This is a genomic window from Limnochorda sp. (assembly GCF_047459355.1).
GTDB lineage: Bacteria > Bacillota > Limnochordia > Limnochordales > Limnochordaceae > Limnochorda.
The window spans coordinates 1-15,948 of record NZ_VSCV01000031.1; the positions used below are offsets into that span (position 1 = coordinate 1).

Annotated in this window: 13 protein-coding genes; 10 read left to right on the forward strand and 3 right to left on the reverse strand. The window is 71.8% G+C overall.

Going from position 1 to position 15,948, the window contains the following annotated elements; all coding sequences use genetic code 11:
• Positions 1-134: 134 nt before the first annotated feature.
• Positions 135-2,138: a hypothetical protein gene (locus FWJ67_RS09430; protein WP_414482739.1), complete on the reverse strand. Its 2,004-nt coding sequence runs from the start codon at positions 2,136-2,138 to the stop codon at positions 135-137.
• 313 nt (positions 2,139-2,451) lie between these two features.
• Here FWJ67_RS09430 and FWJ67_RS09435 point away from each other — a divergent pair, with 313 nt between their 5' ends.
• The 3 genes from FWJ67_RS09435 (at position 2,452) to FWJ67_RS09445 (ending at position 4,880) form a co-directional block, all read left to right on the forward strand.
• On the forward strand, positions 2,452-3,084 hold the full coding sequence (locus tag FWJ67_RS09435; protein ID WP_414482310.1) for a hypothetical protein: 633 nt from the start codon (positions 2,452-2,454) through the stop codon (positions 3,082-3,084).
• Between the two features lie 105 nt (positions 3,085-3,189).
• Positions 3,190-4,134, forward strand: coding sequence for a hypothetical protein (locus FWJ67_RS09440; protein WP_414482740.1), 945 nt, complete (start codon positions 3,190-3,192; stop codon positions 4,132-4,134).
• A 269-nt stretch (positions 4,135-4,403) separates the two neighbouring features.
• Complete coding sequence (locus tag FWJ67_RS09445; protein ID WP_304172951.1) at positions 4,404-4,880, forward strand: c-type cytochrome; 477 nt, start codon at positions 4,404-4,406, stop codon at positions 4,878-4,880.
• On the opposite strand, the gene FWJ67_RS09450 is transcribed toward FWJ67_RS09445, so the two are convergent.
• Both FWJ67_RS09450 and FWJ67_RS09455 read right to left on the reverse strand, forming a co-directional pair.
• Entirely contained in the window at positions 4,864-5,853 is a 990-nt protein-coding gene (locus FWJ67_RS09450; RefSeq protein ID WP_304172953.1) for an ROK family protein, read from the reverse strand. The two genes, FWJ67_RS09445 and FWJ67_RS09450, sit on opposite strands and share 17 nt — an antisense overlap.
• Complete coding sequence (locus FWJ67_RS09455) at positions 5,837-6,970, reverse strand: bifunctional phosphoglucose/phosphomannose isomerase (protein ID WP_414482741.1); 1,134 nt, start codon at positions 6,968-6,970, stop codon at positions 5,837-5,839. The genes FWJ67_RS09450 and FWJ67_RS09455 overlap by 17 nt, the downstream gene beginning before the upstream one ends.
• Positions 6,971-7,310: 340 nt before the next feature.
• On the opposite strand from FWJ67_RS09455, the gene FWJ67_RS09460 reads away from it, so the two are divergent.
• The 7 genes from FWJ67_RS09460 to FWJ67_RS09490 all read left to right on the forward strand — a co-directional run.
• Complete coding sequence (locus FWJ67_RS09460; protein ID WP_304172957.1) at positions 7,311-8,774, forward strand: TolC family protein; 1,464 nt, start codon at positions 7,311-7,313, stop codon at positions 8,772-8,774.
• A gap of 6 nt (positions 8,775-8,780) precedes the next feature.
• The gene (locus FWJ67_RS09465) at positions 8,781-10,073 is read left to right on the forward strand and encodes an efflux RND transporter periplasmic adaptor subunit (protein ID WP_414482742.1); all 1,293 of its coding nucleotides are present in this window, start codon (positions 8,781-8,783) and stop codon (positions 10,071-10,073) included.
• Positions 10,074-10,144: 71 nt separating this feature from the next.
• Entirely contained in the window at positions 10,145-10,936 is a 792-nt protein-coding gene (locus FWJ67_RS09470; RefSeq protein ID WP_414482745.1) for an ABC transporter ATP-binding protein, read from the forward strand.
• On the forward strand, positions 10,933-12,141 hold the full coding sequence (locus FWJ67_RS09475; protein ID WP_414482314.1) for an ABC transporter permease: 1,209 nt from the start codon (positions 10,933-10,935) through the stop codon (positions 12,139-12,141). The genes FWJ67_RS09470 and FWJ67_RS09475 overlap by 4 nt, the downstream gene beginning before the upstream one ends.
• Before the next feature lie 45 nt (positions 12,142-12,186).
• A complete protein-coding gene (locus tag FWJ67_RS09480) occupies positions 12,187-13,383 on the forward strand; it encodes a TolC family protein (protein ID WP_414482743.1) in 1,197 nt (398 codons plus the stop codon).
• Positions 13,384-13,470: 87 nt separating this feature from the next.
• The gene (locus FWJ67_RS09485; protein ID WP_414482316.1) at positions 13,471-14,751 is read left to right on the forward strand and encodes an efflux RND transporter periplasmic adaptor subunit; all 1,281 of its coding nucleotides are present in this window, start codon (positions 13,471-13,473) and stop codon (positions 14,749-14,751) included.
• Positions 14,752-14,809: 58 nt separating this feature from the next.
• The coding region (locus FWJ67_RS09490) for an ABC transporter permease (protein WP_414482744.1) at positions 14,810-15,948 on the forward strand (1,139 nt) is incomplete at its 3' end.

A 15,948-nucleotide genomic window follows, 5' to 3' on the forward strand; every position in this document is an offset into this window, starting at 1 on the left:
ACCAAGCTGAACGTGGAAGACCGGACCCAGGCCGCGGTCCTCGCCCTGCGGCTGGGCTTGGTGCCCCTGGGGGAGCGGCCCCGGCCCGGGCATCCCAGCCAGGAACCCATTGAGCCTCCCGAGGGCCGCCCGCCTCACCAGCCGGGGTGAGGCTTCTCCTCCAGGAGCGCCTCCGCGATGGGCCGCTTGTCGCCATCGGGATACCGTTCGATGAGGGCCTGCAAGACCCGGGGCTCCTCTCCGTAGACGCCCACCATGAGCAACGCATCGTCGGCCCAGGGGCTGGCCGGGTACTCGTCCGCGAAGGTGCGGAAGGTGGCCACCAGCTCCTGGGTCAGGGCTGGGCGGGGGCGCCACGCCTCCACCTCCTGCCCGTAGTGGAGCAGGTGGTAGAGGCTCATCCCCTTGGAGAAGAGGGCCCGCTCCCGCCACGGCTCGGGGGGCTGGGCGGCCAGGAGCTCCTCGAAGAGGGCGAGGGCTCGGATGTAGGTGATCTGCCCGGCGGCGTCCTCGGCCAGGATGGCCCCGTCCAGCTCGTGGGCCGCCGCCTCGAAGAGATGGCCGAAGGCCAGGTACTGGGCCCGCTGCCCGTGCCAGAGGGCCAAGGCGAAGAGGTGGGGATCCCGGTAGATGAGGGCCGCCTCCTGGTAGGCGGCCGCGGCCGCCTCGGCCCCCCGGCCCTCCCGGCCGGCCCGCAGCTCCGCCAGCTGCTGCGCCGTCGCCTGCTGCCGTTCCACGGCCGCCTGGGTCTGGGAGGTTCTCAGGGCCAGGGGATCCCAGGGCCCTTCCTCCGGCAAGGCAGCCAGGACGGCGGCCAGGCCCTGGGCGGCGGCCTCGTACTCGCCGGCCCGCAGATGGCGGAGGGCCAGGGCATACTGGGCGGCCACGGCCAAGTCCCGGCCCAGCTGGGGCCGGACAAAACGCTCCACCAGCCCCGCCTCCGGGGAGGCCCCCTCTTCGAGGCGGCCGGTCATCCGCTGGAGGTCTTCGGGGCGGGCCACTGCATCCAGCAGGTAGATGAGGCGGTTGCGGGCATCCCACGCCATGTCCCCGTCGGGCAGCTCCAGCGCGGCCAGGTAGGCCCACGCCGCGGCCAGCAGGTGGGCCACCCGCTCGGAGCGGCCGGGGGCGAATCGGGCGGCCAGAAGCTCATGGGAGCGGCCCAGGCGGTAGGCGGCATCGTCCGCCGCCGGGTGGCGGTGGTAGGCGGCCAGAAAGGAGGTCCACCCCACGGCCTCCCGCTCGGGAGCATACGCCCCGGCGCCGTAGAGGACCGTGGCGTCCGGAGGCTGGGTTGAGCCGCCCGGGAAGGCCTCGCTCACCCCTGGCTCCGGCCCCCGAGCCTCCCACCAGTAGGGAGCGCCCCGGACGGCCTCGTAGGCCCGCACCCCCCGGGCCAGAAAGCCTGCCGGCTGATCCTCCACCAACGCCTTCATCAGCAGGGGGTGGGTCAAACGGCCCAAGGTGCCCTCCCAGCTCACCTGGATCCGGACCGGGTCGGTGCCGCGCCGCCACCCGTACCGCCGCTCCAGGAGGCGCCACAGCTCCCCGGTCTGGGCCATCCGGTCCACCGCCTCCTGCGCGCTGGGCTCCCGGACCCAGAGCCCCGCCTCCAACTCGGCCAGCTCCGGCTCCACGGTGAGGTCCCCCACCACAGGGAAGGTCCAGACAGCTTCAGTCTCCTGCCCGGCCCCATCCACCACCTGGACGGTCAACCGGTAGGTGCCCTCAGTCACCCCGGGCACCTCAAACCAGGCCGTCTGCTCCTCTTCCGACGGCCCCCCGACCTCAGGGACGAGACGCTCCCCCTGGCCCGTGGGATCCTCCAGCCAGAAGACCACCTCTTGGACGCCGGCAGGCGCCTGGATCTGGACGGCCAGCCAGAGCCGCCCGGCCGGGATGGGCCCTGACAGCTCCGGTACAACGGTGACGGTAGGGGGGTGGGGAAGAGCGAGGGTCTCTGCCTGTGGGACTTCCTGGGCCGATCCCCACCACGCGGGGCCGGGGCCCCACCCAAAGCCCGCCAGGAGCAGGATGAGCCCCAGAAGGATCGGTCGCCACCAGGCTGGCGTCAGCTGGCCGGGGATGCAATGCCGGCACCACCCCTGGAAGCCGGCCTGCCCAGGATGCTTCCTCATCCAGACCGCCCCCCAAACCGTCACCTGCAGGCCCCTGGAGAGAAGCCTGTCCGGGAAGCTTCGGCCCCGGCAGGATCCTTCCCTGCCGCTGGAAAAGCTCACCACCAAGTCTCCGCGTCTTTCCCGGCTCGGGGGCACATAGGTCTCCAGGGGCGGCGTCGCTGGCGCGATCGCCCCCCGGGTGCAGGGTTCCAACCCCCATCCGACACCGGTCCGCAAGCCGCGCGAGCTGGTCTCGGCCGGGGGAGCTGGGCTCGGCCGGGGCGCTCGCCCCCCTCAGGCGGGGTCAACCTCGAGAAAGGCGGGAGCCCTGGTGGCCAAACGGGTGCTGGTGGTCTCACGGCGGTGGCTGGGAGGCGTCCTCCTACTCCTGGCACTGGCCTTGGTCGTGGCCGGATGGTCGACCGGATGGTGGTCCGGCACCGCCCAGGGGACGGCCATCGTCATCTATGATCCCGAAGGCTTTACGGCCGTCGAAACCCGGCCCGGCTCCTGCTGGACCGGGTCGCTGGCCGCCCCCCGGGAGGGAGCCTTCCGCTGCGCCTCCGAGAACGTCATCTACGACCCGTGCTTCCTGACCGCCGGCGGCACCGTCGCCTGCCCCCAGGGGGATCCGGCCCAGAACCAGGGTGTGGTCCTGGAGCTGACCGATCCCCTCCCCCAGCCGCCCGACGCCTGGACCAACCCGCCCGACCGGGCCAACCCCTCCCCCTGGTTCCTCCGCCTGGTCGGGGGCGGGGAGTGCGGCGTCTTGACCGGCACCCGCCCACCCGAGTATCCCCTGGGCTGCCAGCTCCCTCAGGGCCCCGAGGGAACCCTCTGCAGCCTGCCCGCGGCCCTGGCGGCCAAACCCACCCGCTACGGGGTCCTCTGCGGCATCTGGGATCCCCAACACCAGCAGCTCCGCCAGCCCACCATCTACGAGGTGGAGGCCATGTGGCTCTAGATCGGCCCTCCCTCGCTCGATAACCTGAGAGGGGCCCGCGCGCGGCCCCGGGGCCTGGTCCGGCCCTGGGAGCGATGGGCCACTCGGGTGCGAGGAGGCGAGGGCATGGCGAGGATCTCGGGCGGTTGGGGTGGCACACGCCCCGTCGGGGGAAGGCTCCGGGGGCGGTCCTTCCTGGCGGGCTGGGAGCGGCGAGGAGGGGCACACCTCATCTTCTGGCTCCTCAGCTTCCTGCTCCTCCTGGGCGGGTCGACAGCAGCCCAGACCCTGCCCGGCCTCCCGCCCGAGGGACTGGGCGCGTTCGTCATCGGGGGCCTGGGCGGCCGGCCGGTGGAGGTGGGCGCCGTCCGCCACTTCGCCTGGTACTCGGCCGCCGCCAGCCTTATGCCCGGTGGGGAGGGCGACCCCACCCGGCTGGTGATCTCCGCCGGTCCCCACCTGACCCGGGGGCCCGTCCGGGTCTACGCCCGGGCCGGAGCCGGATACGAGTGGGAAGGGAGCGGCCGCCCCGTCCTCCGCCTCACCTACGGCGCTGAGCTTGGCCTGAAGGACGGCCTCCAGCTCCTGGTGCAGGGGGCCACCAGCTTCGCCCGCCCGGCTTCGGGTTGGACCCGGTCGGAGGCGACCAGCCTCAGCCTGGGCCTCCAGCTCTTCTTCGGCCCGTCGTTGGCCGAGCAGGAGCGGGCTGCCCTGCAGGAGGCCCATCCCGGCTGGCCTCCCGAGCTGGTGGAGCTGGTCGCCCAGGGGGAGGTCTCCCTGGCCCTGGCTGAGGCCCACTACCCCGACTGGAGCGTGGAGCAGCTCCGCCTGGTCAGCCAGGGCCGGGTAGTTCCCGGCATGAGCCCTGCCATGGTGGCCGCCGCCTGGGGTGCGCCCGATGAGATCCAGGAGGTGACCGACCCCCAGCTGGGGCCCGTCCTCCGCTGGCGGTACATCGAGACGGTGGGGCAGTACGATTTCTTCACGGGCACGCCCCGTTTCTGGGAGGAGGTCCGGCGGACCGTCCTCTTCCGGGACGGGGTGGTGGTCCGGGTGGAACAGGGCCCCTAACCTCGGGGGCGGCCTTCTCCGGCGAGAGGCTTCCTTTGGGGCCAGCCGGTAAATGAGCCAACCGGCCGGCTCAAGGGTTTTCCGCTGGCTGAAGAGGGTTTGCCTCGAACATTTGAGGCCCGCCACTGGCGGGCCCTCTTCATAGGTCAAGAGCAGGAATCGTGATCATTCTTGCGAACACATCTGGGGCACGGCCTGTGCCTGCGCGCCCCTGCAGAGGACGGTCGCCACGACCAGCCATCGTTCACCTTGCCTGAGGAGGAGACGCCGTGTTCAAGCAGGCTTGGTTTTATGTGACGCTGATGGCCGTGACCGCCATCACCATCCTCTTGTACGGCCAGTTCACCCAGCCCCAAGTGGCTGTCGGCGACCCCGCCCAGGTGGCCCAGCACGCCGAGGAGGTTCCGGGCGCCGAAGCCCCCACCTTCACCGAGGCGGAGCTGGTCGCCATGGGCCAGCGCTTCTATACCCAGCTCGGCTGCTCTGCGTGCCACTCCCTGGACGGGACCCCCATGGTGGGCCCCACCTGGGCCGGGCTGTACGGCCGGGAGGTGGAACTCACCACGGGTGAACGGGTGGTGGCCGATGAGGCCTACCTGCGGGAGTCCATCGAGAACCCCGACGCCAAGATCGTCCGGGGGTACGCGGCCGGCGTGATGACGGCCACCATCGCCCCCTACCGGAACCAGCTGGCCCAGCCGGGGACCATCGAAGCCCTCATCGCCTTCATCAAGACCCTGGAGTGAGGGGCGCCAGGGCCAGAGAGGCCGCCCCCAGGATCCCGGCATCGGAGCCCAGGGCCGCGGGAACGATGGGCACCTGCCGGCCGGTGGCCACCACCGACGCGGCCACCGTCCGGCGGACGGGCTCGAAGAGGAGCTCGCCCATCTTGGCCACGCCGCCGCCGAGGACGATCCGGTCACAGTCGATGAGGTTGATCACCCCCGCCAGGGCCAGGCCCAGGTAGAAGGTGGCCTGGTCCAGCACCTGCCGGCAGGCCGGATCGCCCCGGCGGACCCCTTCCGCCACCAGCCGCGCATCGACCCGCTCGGGATCATGCCCGGCCAGCTGGGCCAGAATGGGAGCCTCGCCCCGGGCCATCGCCTCCCGGGCCAGCTTGGCGATGGCCGTGCCCGAGGCGACGGCTTCCAGGCAGCCGTTGAGGCCGCAGGTGCACCGGGGGCCGTTGGGCATCACCACCGTGTGGCCCAGCTCGCCTGCCGCGAAGTGTGCGCCCTGGTGGGGCCGCCCCTTCACGATGATGCCCGCCCCGATCCCCGTCGACACGGTGACGAAGACCAGGTGGGTCGCCCCCTGGCCTGCCCCGAAGCGGTACTCGCCCAGGGCGGCCACCCGGGCATCGTGGTCCAGGTAGGTGGGCCGGTCGAACCGGGCGGCGACCGCCTCGGCCAGGGGCACGTTCTTGAAGAAGAGGTTGGCCGCCTCCACCACCACCCCCGTCTCGGGGTTGACGGGGCCCGGCGAGCCGATGCCGACGCCCGCGAGCGCCTCCGCCGTCACCCCCGCCTGGGCCAGGGCCTCCTCCCCCGCGGCCACCATCCGGTCCACCACCGCCTCCCACCCCTCCTGGGGCTGGGTGAGCCGGTGGCCCCGGCCCAGGATCCGCCCGGAGGCATCGACCACCCCGGCGGCAATCTTGGTGCCGCCCAGGTCGATGCCCAGGGCGAGGGCGGATGCCCCGTCAGGAGCCGGAGCCATCGCCACCACGCTCCCCACCCTCGGCCTGGAGGCGGGCCAGCTCCCTCTTCAGCCGGTCGATGGCCTTCACCGGCGTCGGATCCACCCGGTAGAGGTACGCCAGGTAGAGGCTGACATAATCCCCCAGATAGAGCAGGGAGAAGAGCCTTGCCAGCGCCGAGTCGCCCTCAGCCCAGACCTCCCGGATGCCCGCCACGTGGGGCCGCATGAGCTCCGCGGTCACCTCGATCCGCCGCCGGATGAGCGCGGGATCGTCCGGCTCCCGCAGGAGGACCACCTGGCAGAGGCGGTTGATGGCCGGCGGCACCTCCCAGCCGACAGTCTCGTTGTGGTTCAGCTCGGGGAACTGGTTGGCCATGGCCTGGGCCTTGGCGTTCTCGTTGATCTGGGTCTTCCAGCGGTAGGCGACGACGCCCTTCCACCCCTGGGTGCCGTAGATGACGGGCAAGCGCTGGTGGAAGTCGAGGGCGATCTGCTTCGCTTCATTCTGCGCTGCCGGCACCGCCGGTTCCAGCCGTTCCCGGAGGCCCTTGAGGACCCGGATCGCCTCCTGGACGCTGGGCTCAGGGTTCTCCATGAGCCCAGCCCGGTGGAGGATGGCCAGCTGGGGCACCAGGGAGTGGCCGATGGCCGCCCGAGGCTGCAACCCGGAGGGGATGCGCACCCAGGGGACCCCATCCCGCTCAGCCCGCTCGGCCAGCGCCCCGCCGGTGGTGACGGCCACCAGCTGGGCCCCGCGGCTCTTGGCTGCATCGTAGCCCGAGAGGGTCTCCTCGGTGTTCCCCGAGTAGCTGGAGGCGATGACCAGGGTTTCGGGGCCTACGTAACCGGGAACCCCGTAGCCCCGGTGGACCGCAATGGGTACCGGCGCCGACCCTTCCAGGAGCCCGGCCACCAGCTCGGCGCCGATGGCCGACCCGCCCATCCCCAAGACCACCACCTGCCGGGGCCGCTCCCACGGGGGGAGGTCGGCGCTCTGGGCCCCCCGCCACGCCTCCTCGCACTGCTCCGGCAGGCCGTGGATGGCACCGGCCATGTCGCTAGGGTCCAGCGCCTGGCATGCCTGACGATCATCGAGCAGGGCCGCGCCCTGGGCCCGATCCGCATTGGCTTCCATGCCGACTCCTCCTTCCGGTTGTTCACGGCTGAGGAAGGCTGTACCCGACCGCTCCTATCCTTCCACTCCTGGGAGGCATCTCCTCCGCGCGGTCCCGGGTGCCCATGCCCCCTCGTCCCCGCCCCGTCCATCCCCGAAGACTCCCTTGGAAACCATCTCCACCCAAAGATGTTGCCGTTCGTCACAAAGTCGTTACTTTTGCGCGCGAGAATGGGCTGGATCCCCTCCTCTGGACGCCTCTCCCTCCAGGGGCGGGAGGCCGATCTCAACCCTTGACAGGCGAGCATGGGTGTACTACTCTTCTAGTGCACTGCTGTTTTAGGATTTGGGAGGCGATGATGTGGCCGCGCGGATCAGACCAACCCTGGCCTTGTTGCTCCTCGCCAGCCTCACCAGTCTCTGGTGGGGACCGCCCGGCTGGGCGGCCTCGGCCCAGACCGACGAGGCCCGGCAGCTCACCCTGCCCGAGGCGATCCGCCTTGCGTGGGAGCAGGGGCCGACCCTGGCCGCAGAGCGGCGGGCCCTAGCGGAAGCGGAGCTTGCCTGGCGCCAGGCGGGCGTGCCCTACCGGACCCAAGCGGGGCTGACCAGCGGGTACACCGTCCGGGAGGGCCAAGAGGGCGCCTGGACCGTCAGCCTGACCCTCGATCAAAGCCTGGCCCTCCAGCCCCTCCTGGGAGGCACCGCCCCGGAGACGATCCGCCAGGCCGAGCAGGCCCTCCGGGAGGCGGAGCGGTCGCTGGCCGAAGCCCGCCAGGATGTGGCCCAGTCGGTTCTGGACGGCTACCTCAAGCTCCTGGAGGCCCGGGCCGCCGTGGCGCGGAGCACCGAGGCCCTGCGCCAAGCCGAGGCGGTCTTGGCCCAGACGGAACTGCGGGCCAGCCAGGGGGCTGCCTCCCAAGCCGACCTCTTGGAGGCCCGGGCGGAGGCCCTCGCCGCCCGCCAGAACCTGGCCCAAGCCCAGCTCGATGCCACCCGGGCCCAGACCGCCCTCAACCGGCAGCTGGGCCTCCCCTTGCGGGCCGAGCTGGAGCTGGCCGGCCTGGACCTCGCGGGTCTGGAGCCAGCCGCCAGCCAGGCGTCGGCCCTTCCCTCGGTGGAGCGGCTCATCGCCCACGCCCTGGAGCACCGGGCCGACCTCCTCACCGCGCGCGAGGCCCTTCAGCAGGCCCAGATCACCTGGACCGAGCTGAAGCGGCCCTTCGAGCCCACCCTGGCACTGAACGGGGGCTACAGGGGCCAGGACGGCAGCGTGGAGGTCACCCTGCCCTTGGACACCTGGGAGCTGAGCCTTTCGGGGCAGGCCCGCCTCTACCGGTCGGGGCCCGTGTCGGGCCCCAACGAGCCGAACCAGTTCACCGGTTGGTCCGCCGGCATCAGCGTGGGCCTGCCGCTCCTCGACGGCGGCAGCCGCCAGATCGCCCTGGAGCAGCACCGGCTCACCCTGGAGCGGCTGGAAAGCCAGCTGGCCGAGCTGGAGACGACGGTGGCCGAGGAAGTCCGCCAGGCCCATGAGGCGTACCTCTTGGCCCTGGAGGCGTTGCCGGCGAGGGAGCTCCAGCTGGAGGCGGCCCGCATCCGCCTGGAGGCGGAAAGGATCCGGTTCGATGCCGGCGTCATCACCCCCCGCCAGCTGGCCGAAGCCCAGGCGGCGTACCAGGCGGCGTTGAGCGGCGCCACGACGGCCCGCTACGACCTCCTCCGCGCGGCCGCGGCCCTGCAGCGGGCGGCCGGCCTGCCGGTGGTGGATGAGCAGGGACGGGTCTTGGGTTGGGAGTCATTCGTTTCTCAGGAGGAGGAGTGAGATCCGATGAGACGGCTGGCCAAGATCGGCCTTTGGGTTCTCATCGTGGTGGGCCTGGTCGGCGGGGGCCTTTACGTTCTGGCCAACCGCTCCGCCAGCCTGGCCAGCGCCGCGCTCTTGAGCCAGGTCCGGGAGGTGGCCGTCTCCCGGGGGCCCCTGGAGCGGGTCACCCGGGTGGTGGGCACCCTGGAGCCCCTGGAAGAGGCTGAGGTGGTCGCCCGGGTCTCCGGGATCGTGGAGGAGCTCCCCGTACGGGAGGGGGATCGGGTCCGCCGGGGGGACCTGCTCCTGGCCCTGGATCCCAGCGATCTGAGCCTCAACCTTCAGCAGGCGGAGGCCGCTTTGCGGATGGCCCAGGCCGATCTGGCGGCCCTGGCCAACCGGCCCACCCCGGTCCAGCGGCTGGAAGCGCGGAACAACGTGGCCGCGGCCGAGGCGGAGGTGGCCCGGCTGGAGGTGGAGGTGGCTTCCGCCCGGAGCCTGGCCCGGGCCGGCGCCCTCCCGCCCCAGGAGCTCCGGCAGAAGGAGCAGAGCCTCGCCGCCGCCCGGCGGTCCCTGCAGCTGGCTCAGGAGCACCTGGCCGAGCTGGAACGGGGCCCCACCGAATACGAGCTGGAGCGGGCCCGGGCCCAGGTGGCCCAGGCGGAAGCCGATGTAGCCCGGGCTCAGGAGAACCTCCGCCGGGCCCGGATCACCGCCCCCATGGACGGCGCGGTCCTGGTCCTCAACACCCGGCTGGGCCAGCCGGTGGAGGCGGGAAAGGTGGTGGCCCGCCTGGGCCGCACCGACCACCTGGAGGTGGTGGCGCCGGTCAATGAGATGGATGTGCCCAGCATCCAGGTGGGCCAGCCGGTCCGGGTGCGGACCGACGCGGTGCGGGGCCAGACCTTCGAAGGGGAGGTCATCGCCGTCGCCCCCCAGGGGAGCCGGGAGGCGAACGTGGCCACCTTTGACGTGACCATCAGCCTGGCCAACCCCGACCAGCGACTCCGGCCGGGGATGACGGCCACCGTCGAGATCCTGCTGGAGCGTCTGGAGGATGTCCTCCAGGTGCCCTTGGAGGCCGTCGTCCGCCAGGGAGATCAGGACGTGGTGGTGGCCCGCCGGCCCAACGGCGTGACGGAAGTGATCCCCGTCACCCTGGGGCTCCGGAACGATCAGATGGCCGAGGTGCAGGCGGGCCTAACCGGTGACGAGACCCTCATCATCCTGCCCGCCACCATGACGCCCCAGCGGTACCTGGAACTGGTGGAGGCGGGGCGGGCCCAGGCCAACGGCCAGGAGGAGGCGATGGAGTGAACCGCGCAGCCGCCGTCGCCACAGGACCCCGGGCGGTGATCCGCACCCAGGGCCTGACCAAGATCTACCGGATGGGAGATGTCCAGGTCCCCGCCCTGGTGGACGTCACCCTGGAGGTGCCCGAGGGGAGCTTCGTGGCCATCATGGGCCCGTCGGGGTCGGGCAAGTCCACCCTGATGAACCTCTTGGGCTGCCTGGACCGGCCCACCGCGGGCCAGTACTGGCTTGACGGCCAAGAGGTGGGCACCCTCTCGGAGAACCGCCTGGCCGAGATCCGGAACCGGAAAGTGGGCTTCGTCTTCCAAAGCTTCAACCTCCTGCCCCGGCTCACGGCCCTGCAGAACGTGGAGCTGCCCATGATCTACGCGGGGAAGAGCCACCGGGCCCGCCGCCAGGCGGCGGAAGAGGCCCTGGCCCGGGTGGGCTTGGCCCAGCGGGCTCACCACCTCCCCTCCCAGCTCTCGGGCGGCCAGCGCCAGCGGGTGGCCATCGCCCGGGCCCTGGTCAACCGGCCGGCCATCCTGCTGGCCGACGAGCCCACGGGCAACCTGGACACCCGCTCCGGGATGGAGATCATGGCGCTCTTCCAGGAGATCCACCGGGAGGGGAACACCCTGGTTCTGGTCACCCACGACCGGGAGGTGGCCCTCCACGCCGACCGGATCTTCCACTTCCGGGACGGGCGCCTGGTGCGGGTGGAGGATGTTCCTGAGCCCCTGAATGCCGCCGAGCGGCTGGCAGCCCTGCCGCCCGCCCCCGAAAGCCTCCCGGTGGAGGAGGCGGCGGGCCAGGAGGGGCCGGCGGGGCCGCGCGCGGGCGAGGCCCGGCAGGGCGGGGCTGAGCAGGCAGGTGAGGGGGCGTGATCTTCACCCTGGTGGAGGCCGTCCGGATGGCCTTCAGCAGCCTGCTGGCCAACAAGATGCGCTCCTTCCTCACCATGCTGGGGGTGATCATCGGCGTCATGTCGGTGGTGGCCCTGGTCTCCATCGGCCACGGGGCGACCCGGGCGGTGACCGACGAGATCTCGGGCTTCGGGGCCAACGTCATCTTCGTCGGCCCCGGGTACCGCCAGGTGGCCCCCGGGATTTGGCAGCGGGCCGGGGAGCTGCAGCTGAGCCACCTGGAGGCCCTCCAGGCGGCCCGCCTGCCCGGGGTGCTCCAGGTGGCGGCCGACATGCAAGGGACCGCCTCCATCCGGGCGGGGAACCGGACCACCCCCCTGCCCGTCATGGGCGCCACCGCCGAGTGGGCCCAAGTGATGAACTGGAGGGTGGACCGGGGGCGCTTCATCAGCCAGGAGGACGTGGTGGAGGCCCGGCCCGTGGCGGTGATGGGGCCGCAGGCCATCGAGCAGCTCTTCGGGGATCCCGACTTCGACCCCGTGGGGCAGGTGGTGACCATCGGCACCGACCAGTTCACCGTGGTGGGCCGGATGGCCCCCAAAGATGGCATGGTGACCGGCGGGTTCGACCGGCTGGTGGTCATTCCCCTGACCACGGCCCGGGCCCGGGTGATGGGTCACCGCCCCCTGACGGAGATCATCGTGGCCGCGGCGACGGATCAGACCCAGCTGGCCGAGGGGAGCCTGCGCAACTACCTGACCCAGCTGATGAACGATCCCGAGGCCTTCCGCCTTGAATCCCAGCAGCAGATCCTGGACATGGTGGGCCAGGTCACCGGCATCCTCACCATCCTCCTGGCGGGAATCACGGGGATCTCGCTCCTGGTGGGCGGCATCGGCATCATGAACATCATGCTGGTCTCGGTCACCGAGCGGACTCGGGAGATCGGCATCCGGAAGGCCCTGGGGGCCAAGAACAGCTACGTCTTGACCCAGTTCGTGGTGGAGTCCGTCACCTTGAGCGGCCTGGGCGGGCTCCTGGGAATCGGGCTCGGCGCCCTCGTCACCTGGGCGGTGGCCCAGGTGGGCGACTGGCCCTTCGTCATCGAAGGGTCCACCGTGGCCCTGGCCTTTAGCTTTGCGGCGGCGGTGGGGCTCTTCTTCGGGATCTGGCCCGCCCGGCGGGCAGCCCAGTTGGACCCCATCGAGGCCCTGCGCTACGAGTAGACTCTTCCCCGCCTCCTGGCGGGGCCAGTGAAAGGATGATGACCGTTGGCACGGGATGCACGCCTCACCCTTCCGACGCCCCCATCCCACCGGCCGGAGCCGCCCAGGGCGCGCTTCCAGCCGCCCGGGGGCTCGCGGCGCCGGTCCCGGGCGGGCCGCCTTCCGGCCCTGGCCCTGTGTCTCACCGCCGCGCTTCTCACCGCTGGCCTCTGGGCTGGCCAGGCCGCCGGCCAAGAAGCTGGGGCGGAGGCGGCCCGCCTCAGCCTTGATGAGGCCATCGAGATCGCCCTCCGCCAGGGGCCGGACCGGCAGGCCGCCGACCTGGCCCTGGAGCTGGCCCGGCTGGAGTACGAGCAGGCCAAGGCCAACCTCCTGGTGAGCCCCTCGCCGGTGAGCGGGCGGGAGGCGGAGAGCGCCTGGCGGAACGCCCAGCTGGAGCATGAGGCGAGCTTGGCCAGCCTCACCCTCCAGGTGGCCGAGGCGTACTACGACCTGATCCGCAGCCTCCAGCAGGTGGAGCTGAGCCAGGGGAACCTGGAGCAGGTCCAGCGCCAGCTGGAGGCGGCCCAGGTCCGGCACGCCGCGGGCGCCCTGGCCGACCTGGACCTGAAGCAGACCCGCCAGCAGCTCCGGCAGGCGGAGATGCAGCTGGAGGCGGACCAGCGGGCCCTGGTCGCGGCCCAGCGGGCCCTCAACCAGCTCCTGGGCCGGCCGTTGGATGAGCCGGTCCTCCCCGCGGAAACGGAGCTCCTCTTCGAGCCGGTGCCGGTGGATCTGGAGACGGCCCTCGCCTCCGCCTTGGCCCAGCGGCTGGAGATCCTCCAGGCCCAGGACCGGGTGGAGACGGCCCGGATCACCCTGGAGCTGGCCCAGAACCCCTTCACCCCCCGGCTGGACCAGGCCCGGGCGGAGCTGCAGCTGAAGCAGGCGGAGCAGGCCCTGGAGCAGGCCCGCCTCCGGGTGGAGCTGGAGGTGCGGAACGCCTACGATGCCCTCCAGGCCGCGGCAGCCCAGGTGCCCCTGCGGGAGGCGGCCGCGGAGCTGGCGGCCGAGCAGCTCCGCATCACCCAGCTCCGGTTCGAGGCGGGGACCATCACCTCCCTCGACGTGACCGAGGCCCAGCAGAAGGCCTTCGAAGCCCAGGTGAGCGTCCTCAACGCGCTCTTCGACTACCGGATCAGTCTGGCCCGGTTCCTTCAGGCGGCCCAGCTGGACGGCCTAGCAGGGACCGTCACAGATTGATCATAATTGGGTGCTACCATGGTGGTCTGAACCATTCCGGGCAGACCCGCGGTGAGGGTCTGATCCTCCCAAGGCAGGTGGCAGCTGATGCGACGCAGGCTTCTCTGGCTCGGGGCAGCCGTTCTGGTGCTGGGCCTCGCCGGTTGGGGCTACTGGACCTGGGCCCGTCCGGTCCCGGATCCCACCGCGGTCGCCCAAGGGCAGATCGTCCGCATCCAGCCCAACATCGGCCCCATGGAGGACGTCCTCACCGCGGTGGGCAGTCTGGAGCCCCTGATTCAGATTGAGGTGGTCAGCCGGGCGGCGGGGCCCGTGAGCCAGGTGGCCGTCCAGGAAGGGGAGGCCGTGGAGGCGGGCCAGCTCTTGGTCGCGCTGGATCCCACAGACCTGCGGCTGGCCGTCACCCGGGCCCGGGCCAGCCTCACCTCCGCCCAGGCCAACCTGCGCAAGCTCCTGGCCGGCCCGTCGGAGGCGGAGCTCTTGCGCCAGGAGCACGCGGTGGCGCAGGCTCGGCTCCAGGTGGAACGGCTCGCCCGGGAGGTGGAGCAGACCCAGCGGCTGGCCGCCCAGGGGGCTGTCGCCCCGGCAGAGCTGGCCCAGCTGGAGCAGGATCTGGCCCTGGCCCGGCGGCAGCTGCAGCTGGCGGAGCAGGAGCTGGCCGAGCTGACCGCCGGCCCCGACCCGGCCGACGTGGAGGTGGCCCAGGCCCAGGTGGCCGAGGCTGAGGCCAACCTGGCCCTGGCCGAGGAGGAGCTGAAGTGGGCCGAGATCCGCTCGCCCCTCACCGGGACGGTCCTTTCGGTGCAGGTGGAGGCGGGCGAGACCATCCAGGAGGGCGCGGTGGTGGCCACTGTGGGCCGCCTGGACCGGATGCGGGTGACGGTGCCCGTCCACGAGATCGATGTGAACCGGGTCCGCCGGGGGCTGCCCGCTCGGGTGGAGGCGGACGCCGCCCCGGGCCGGATCTTTGAGGGGACGGTCACCTCGGTGGCCACCGTCGGCACCACCCAGAGCGGCATCGTCACCTTCGACGTCACGGTGGAGCTGGAGAACGAGGCCAACCTCCTCCGCCCCGGCATGACCGTCGACGTGGCCATCGTGGTGGAGGAGAAGCCCGACGCCCTCCGCCTCCCCTTGGAGGCCATCTTCCGCCAGGGGAACCAGGATATGGTGCTGGTGGCTCAACCCGATGGGAGCACCCGAGCCGTTCCCATCCAGGTGGGCCTGACCGACGGCCGCTACGCGGAGATCATCGCCGGCCTGACGGCCGAGGACACGGTGGTCATCCAGGCGGGGGGCCTGCCCGGGGCTGGACCCGGCCGGAGCGGCCCCGGCGGCCGGGGGCCCATGCCCGTCATCCGGTTCTGATGGGCCTCATGGCCCGCCAGTCGCCGCCCCAATCGCCGTCGGAGAGGAGGGTCCGCGAGTGAGTCTCCTGGAGAGCATCCGGATGGCCTTGGCCAGCCTCACCGCCAACAAGCTTCGCTCGTTCCTTACGATGCTGGGGGTCATCATCGGCGTGGCGGCGGTGGTGGGGCTGGTCTCCATCGGCCAGGGGGCGAGCCGCTCGGTGACCGAGCAGATCGCCAGCCTCGGCACCGACCTGATCACCATCTCCCCCGGCCGGATCCGCCGCACCCCCGGCACCCCCATGGCCCGAGGCAGCGTGGACCTCCTCACCCTGGACCACCTGCGGGAGCTCCAGGAGGCCCAGCTCCCCGGCATCCGGAGCCTCTCCGCGGAGGCCAGCGGCAGCTTCACCGTCGCGTGGGGGCGGGAGGCCACCTCCACCCGGGTGGTGGGGACGACGCCTGAGTACATCGAGCAGCTCAACTGGGCCGTGGCGGAAGGGCGCTTCTTCACCGCCGACGAGGTGGCCAGCCTCGCCCGGGTGGCGGTGCTGGGCGACGTGGCCATGGAGGACCTCTTCGGCGAGTCGGGCCGCTCCCCCATCGGCCAGACCATCCGCATCGGCAGCGTCCCCTTCACCGTGGTGGGGGTGATGACCCCCCGGACCCAGGGCTTCTTCTCCATGGGTGATCAGGTGCTGGTCCCCATCACCACCGCGCAGAAGCGCCTCTTCGGCCGGGACCGGGTGAACAGCATCCAGGTCTCCAGCCTGGGCCCTGAGTGGACGCCGCTCGCCCAGCAGGCCCTGACCAACTTCCTCACCCAACGCCTGGGGAGCGCGGACCGCTTCGTCATCACCAGCCAGCAGGAGCTCCTGGAGACCATGGCCCAGACCACGGGCACCCTCACCCTGCTCCTGGCGGGGATCACCGGCATCTCCCTGCTCGTGGGCGGCATCGGTATCATGAACATCATGATGGTCTCGGTCACCGAGCGGACCCGGGAGATCGGCATCCGCAAAGCCGTGGGGGCTAAGAGCCGCCACGTCCTCCTCCAGTTCCTGGTGGAGTCCATCACCCTGAGCAGCCTGGGCGGCATCGTCGGGGTGCTCCTGGGGGTGGCCGCCGGCTGGTACCTGGCCCGGGCGGGCCAGTGGGCCTTCGCCGTCGAACCGGTCACCATCGCCCTGGCCCTGGGCTTCGCCTTAGCCGTGGG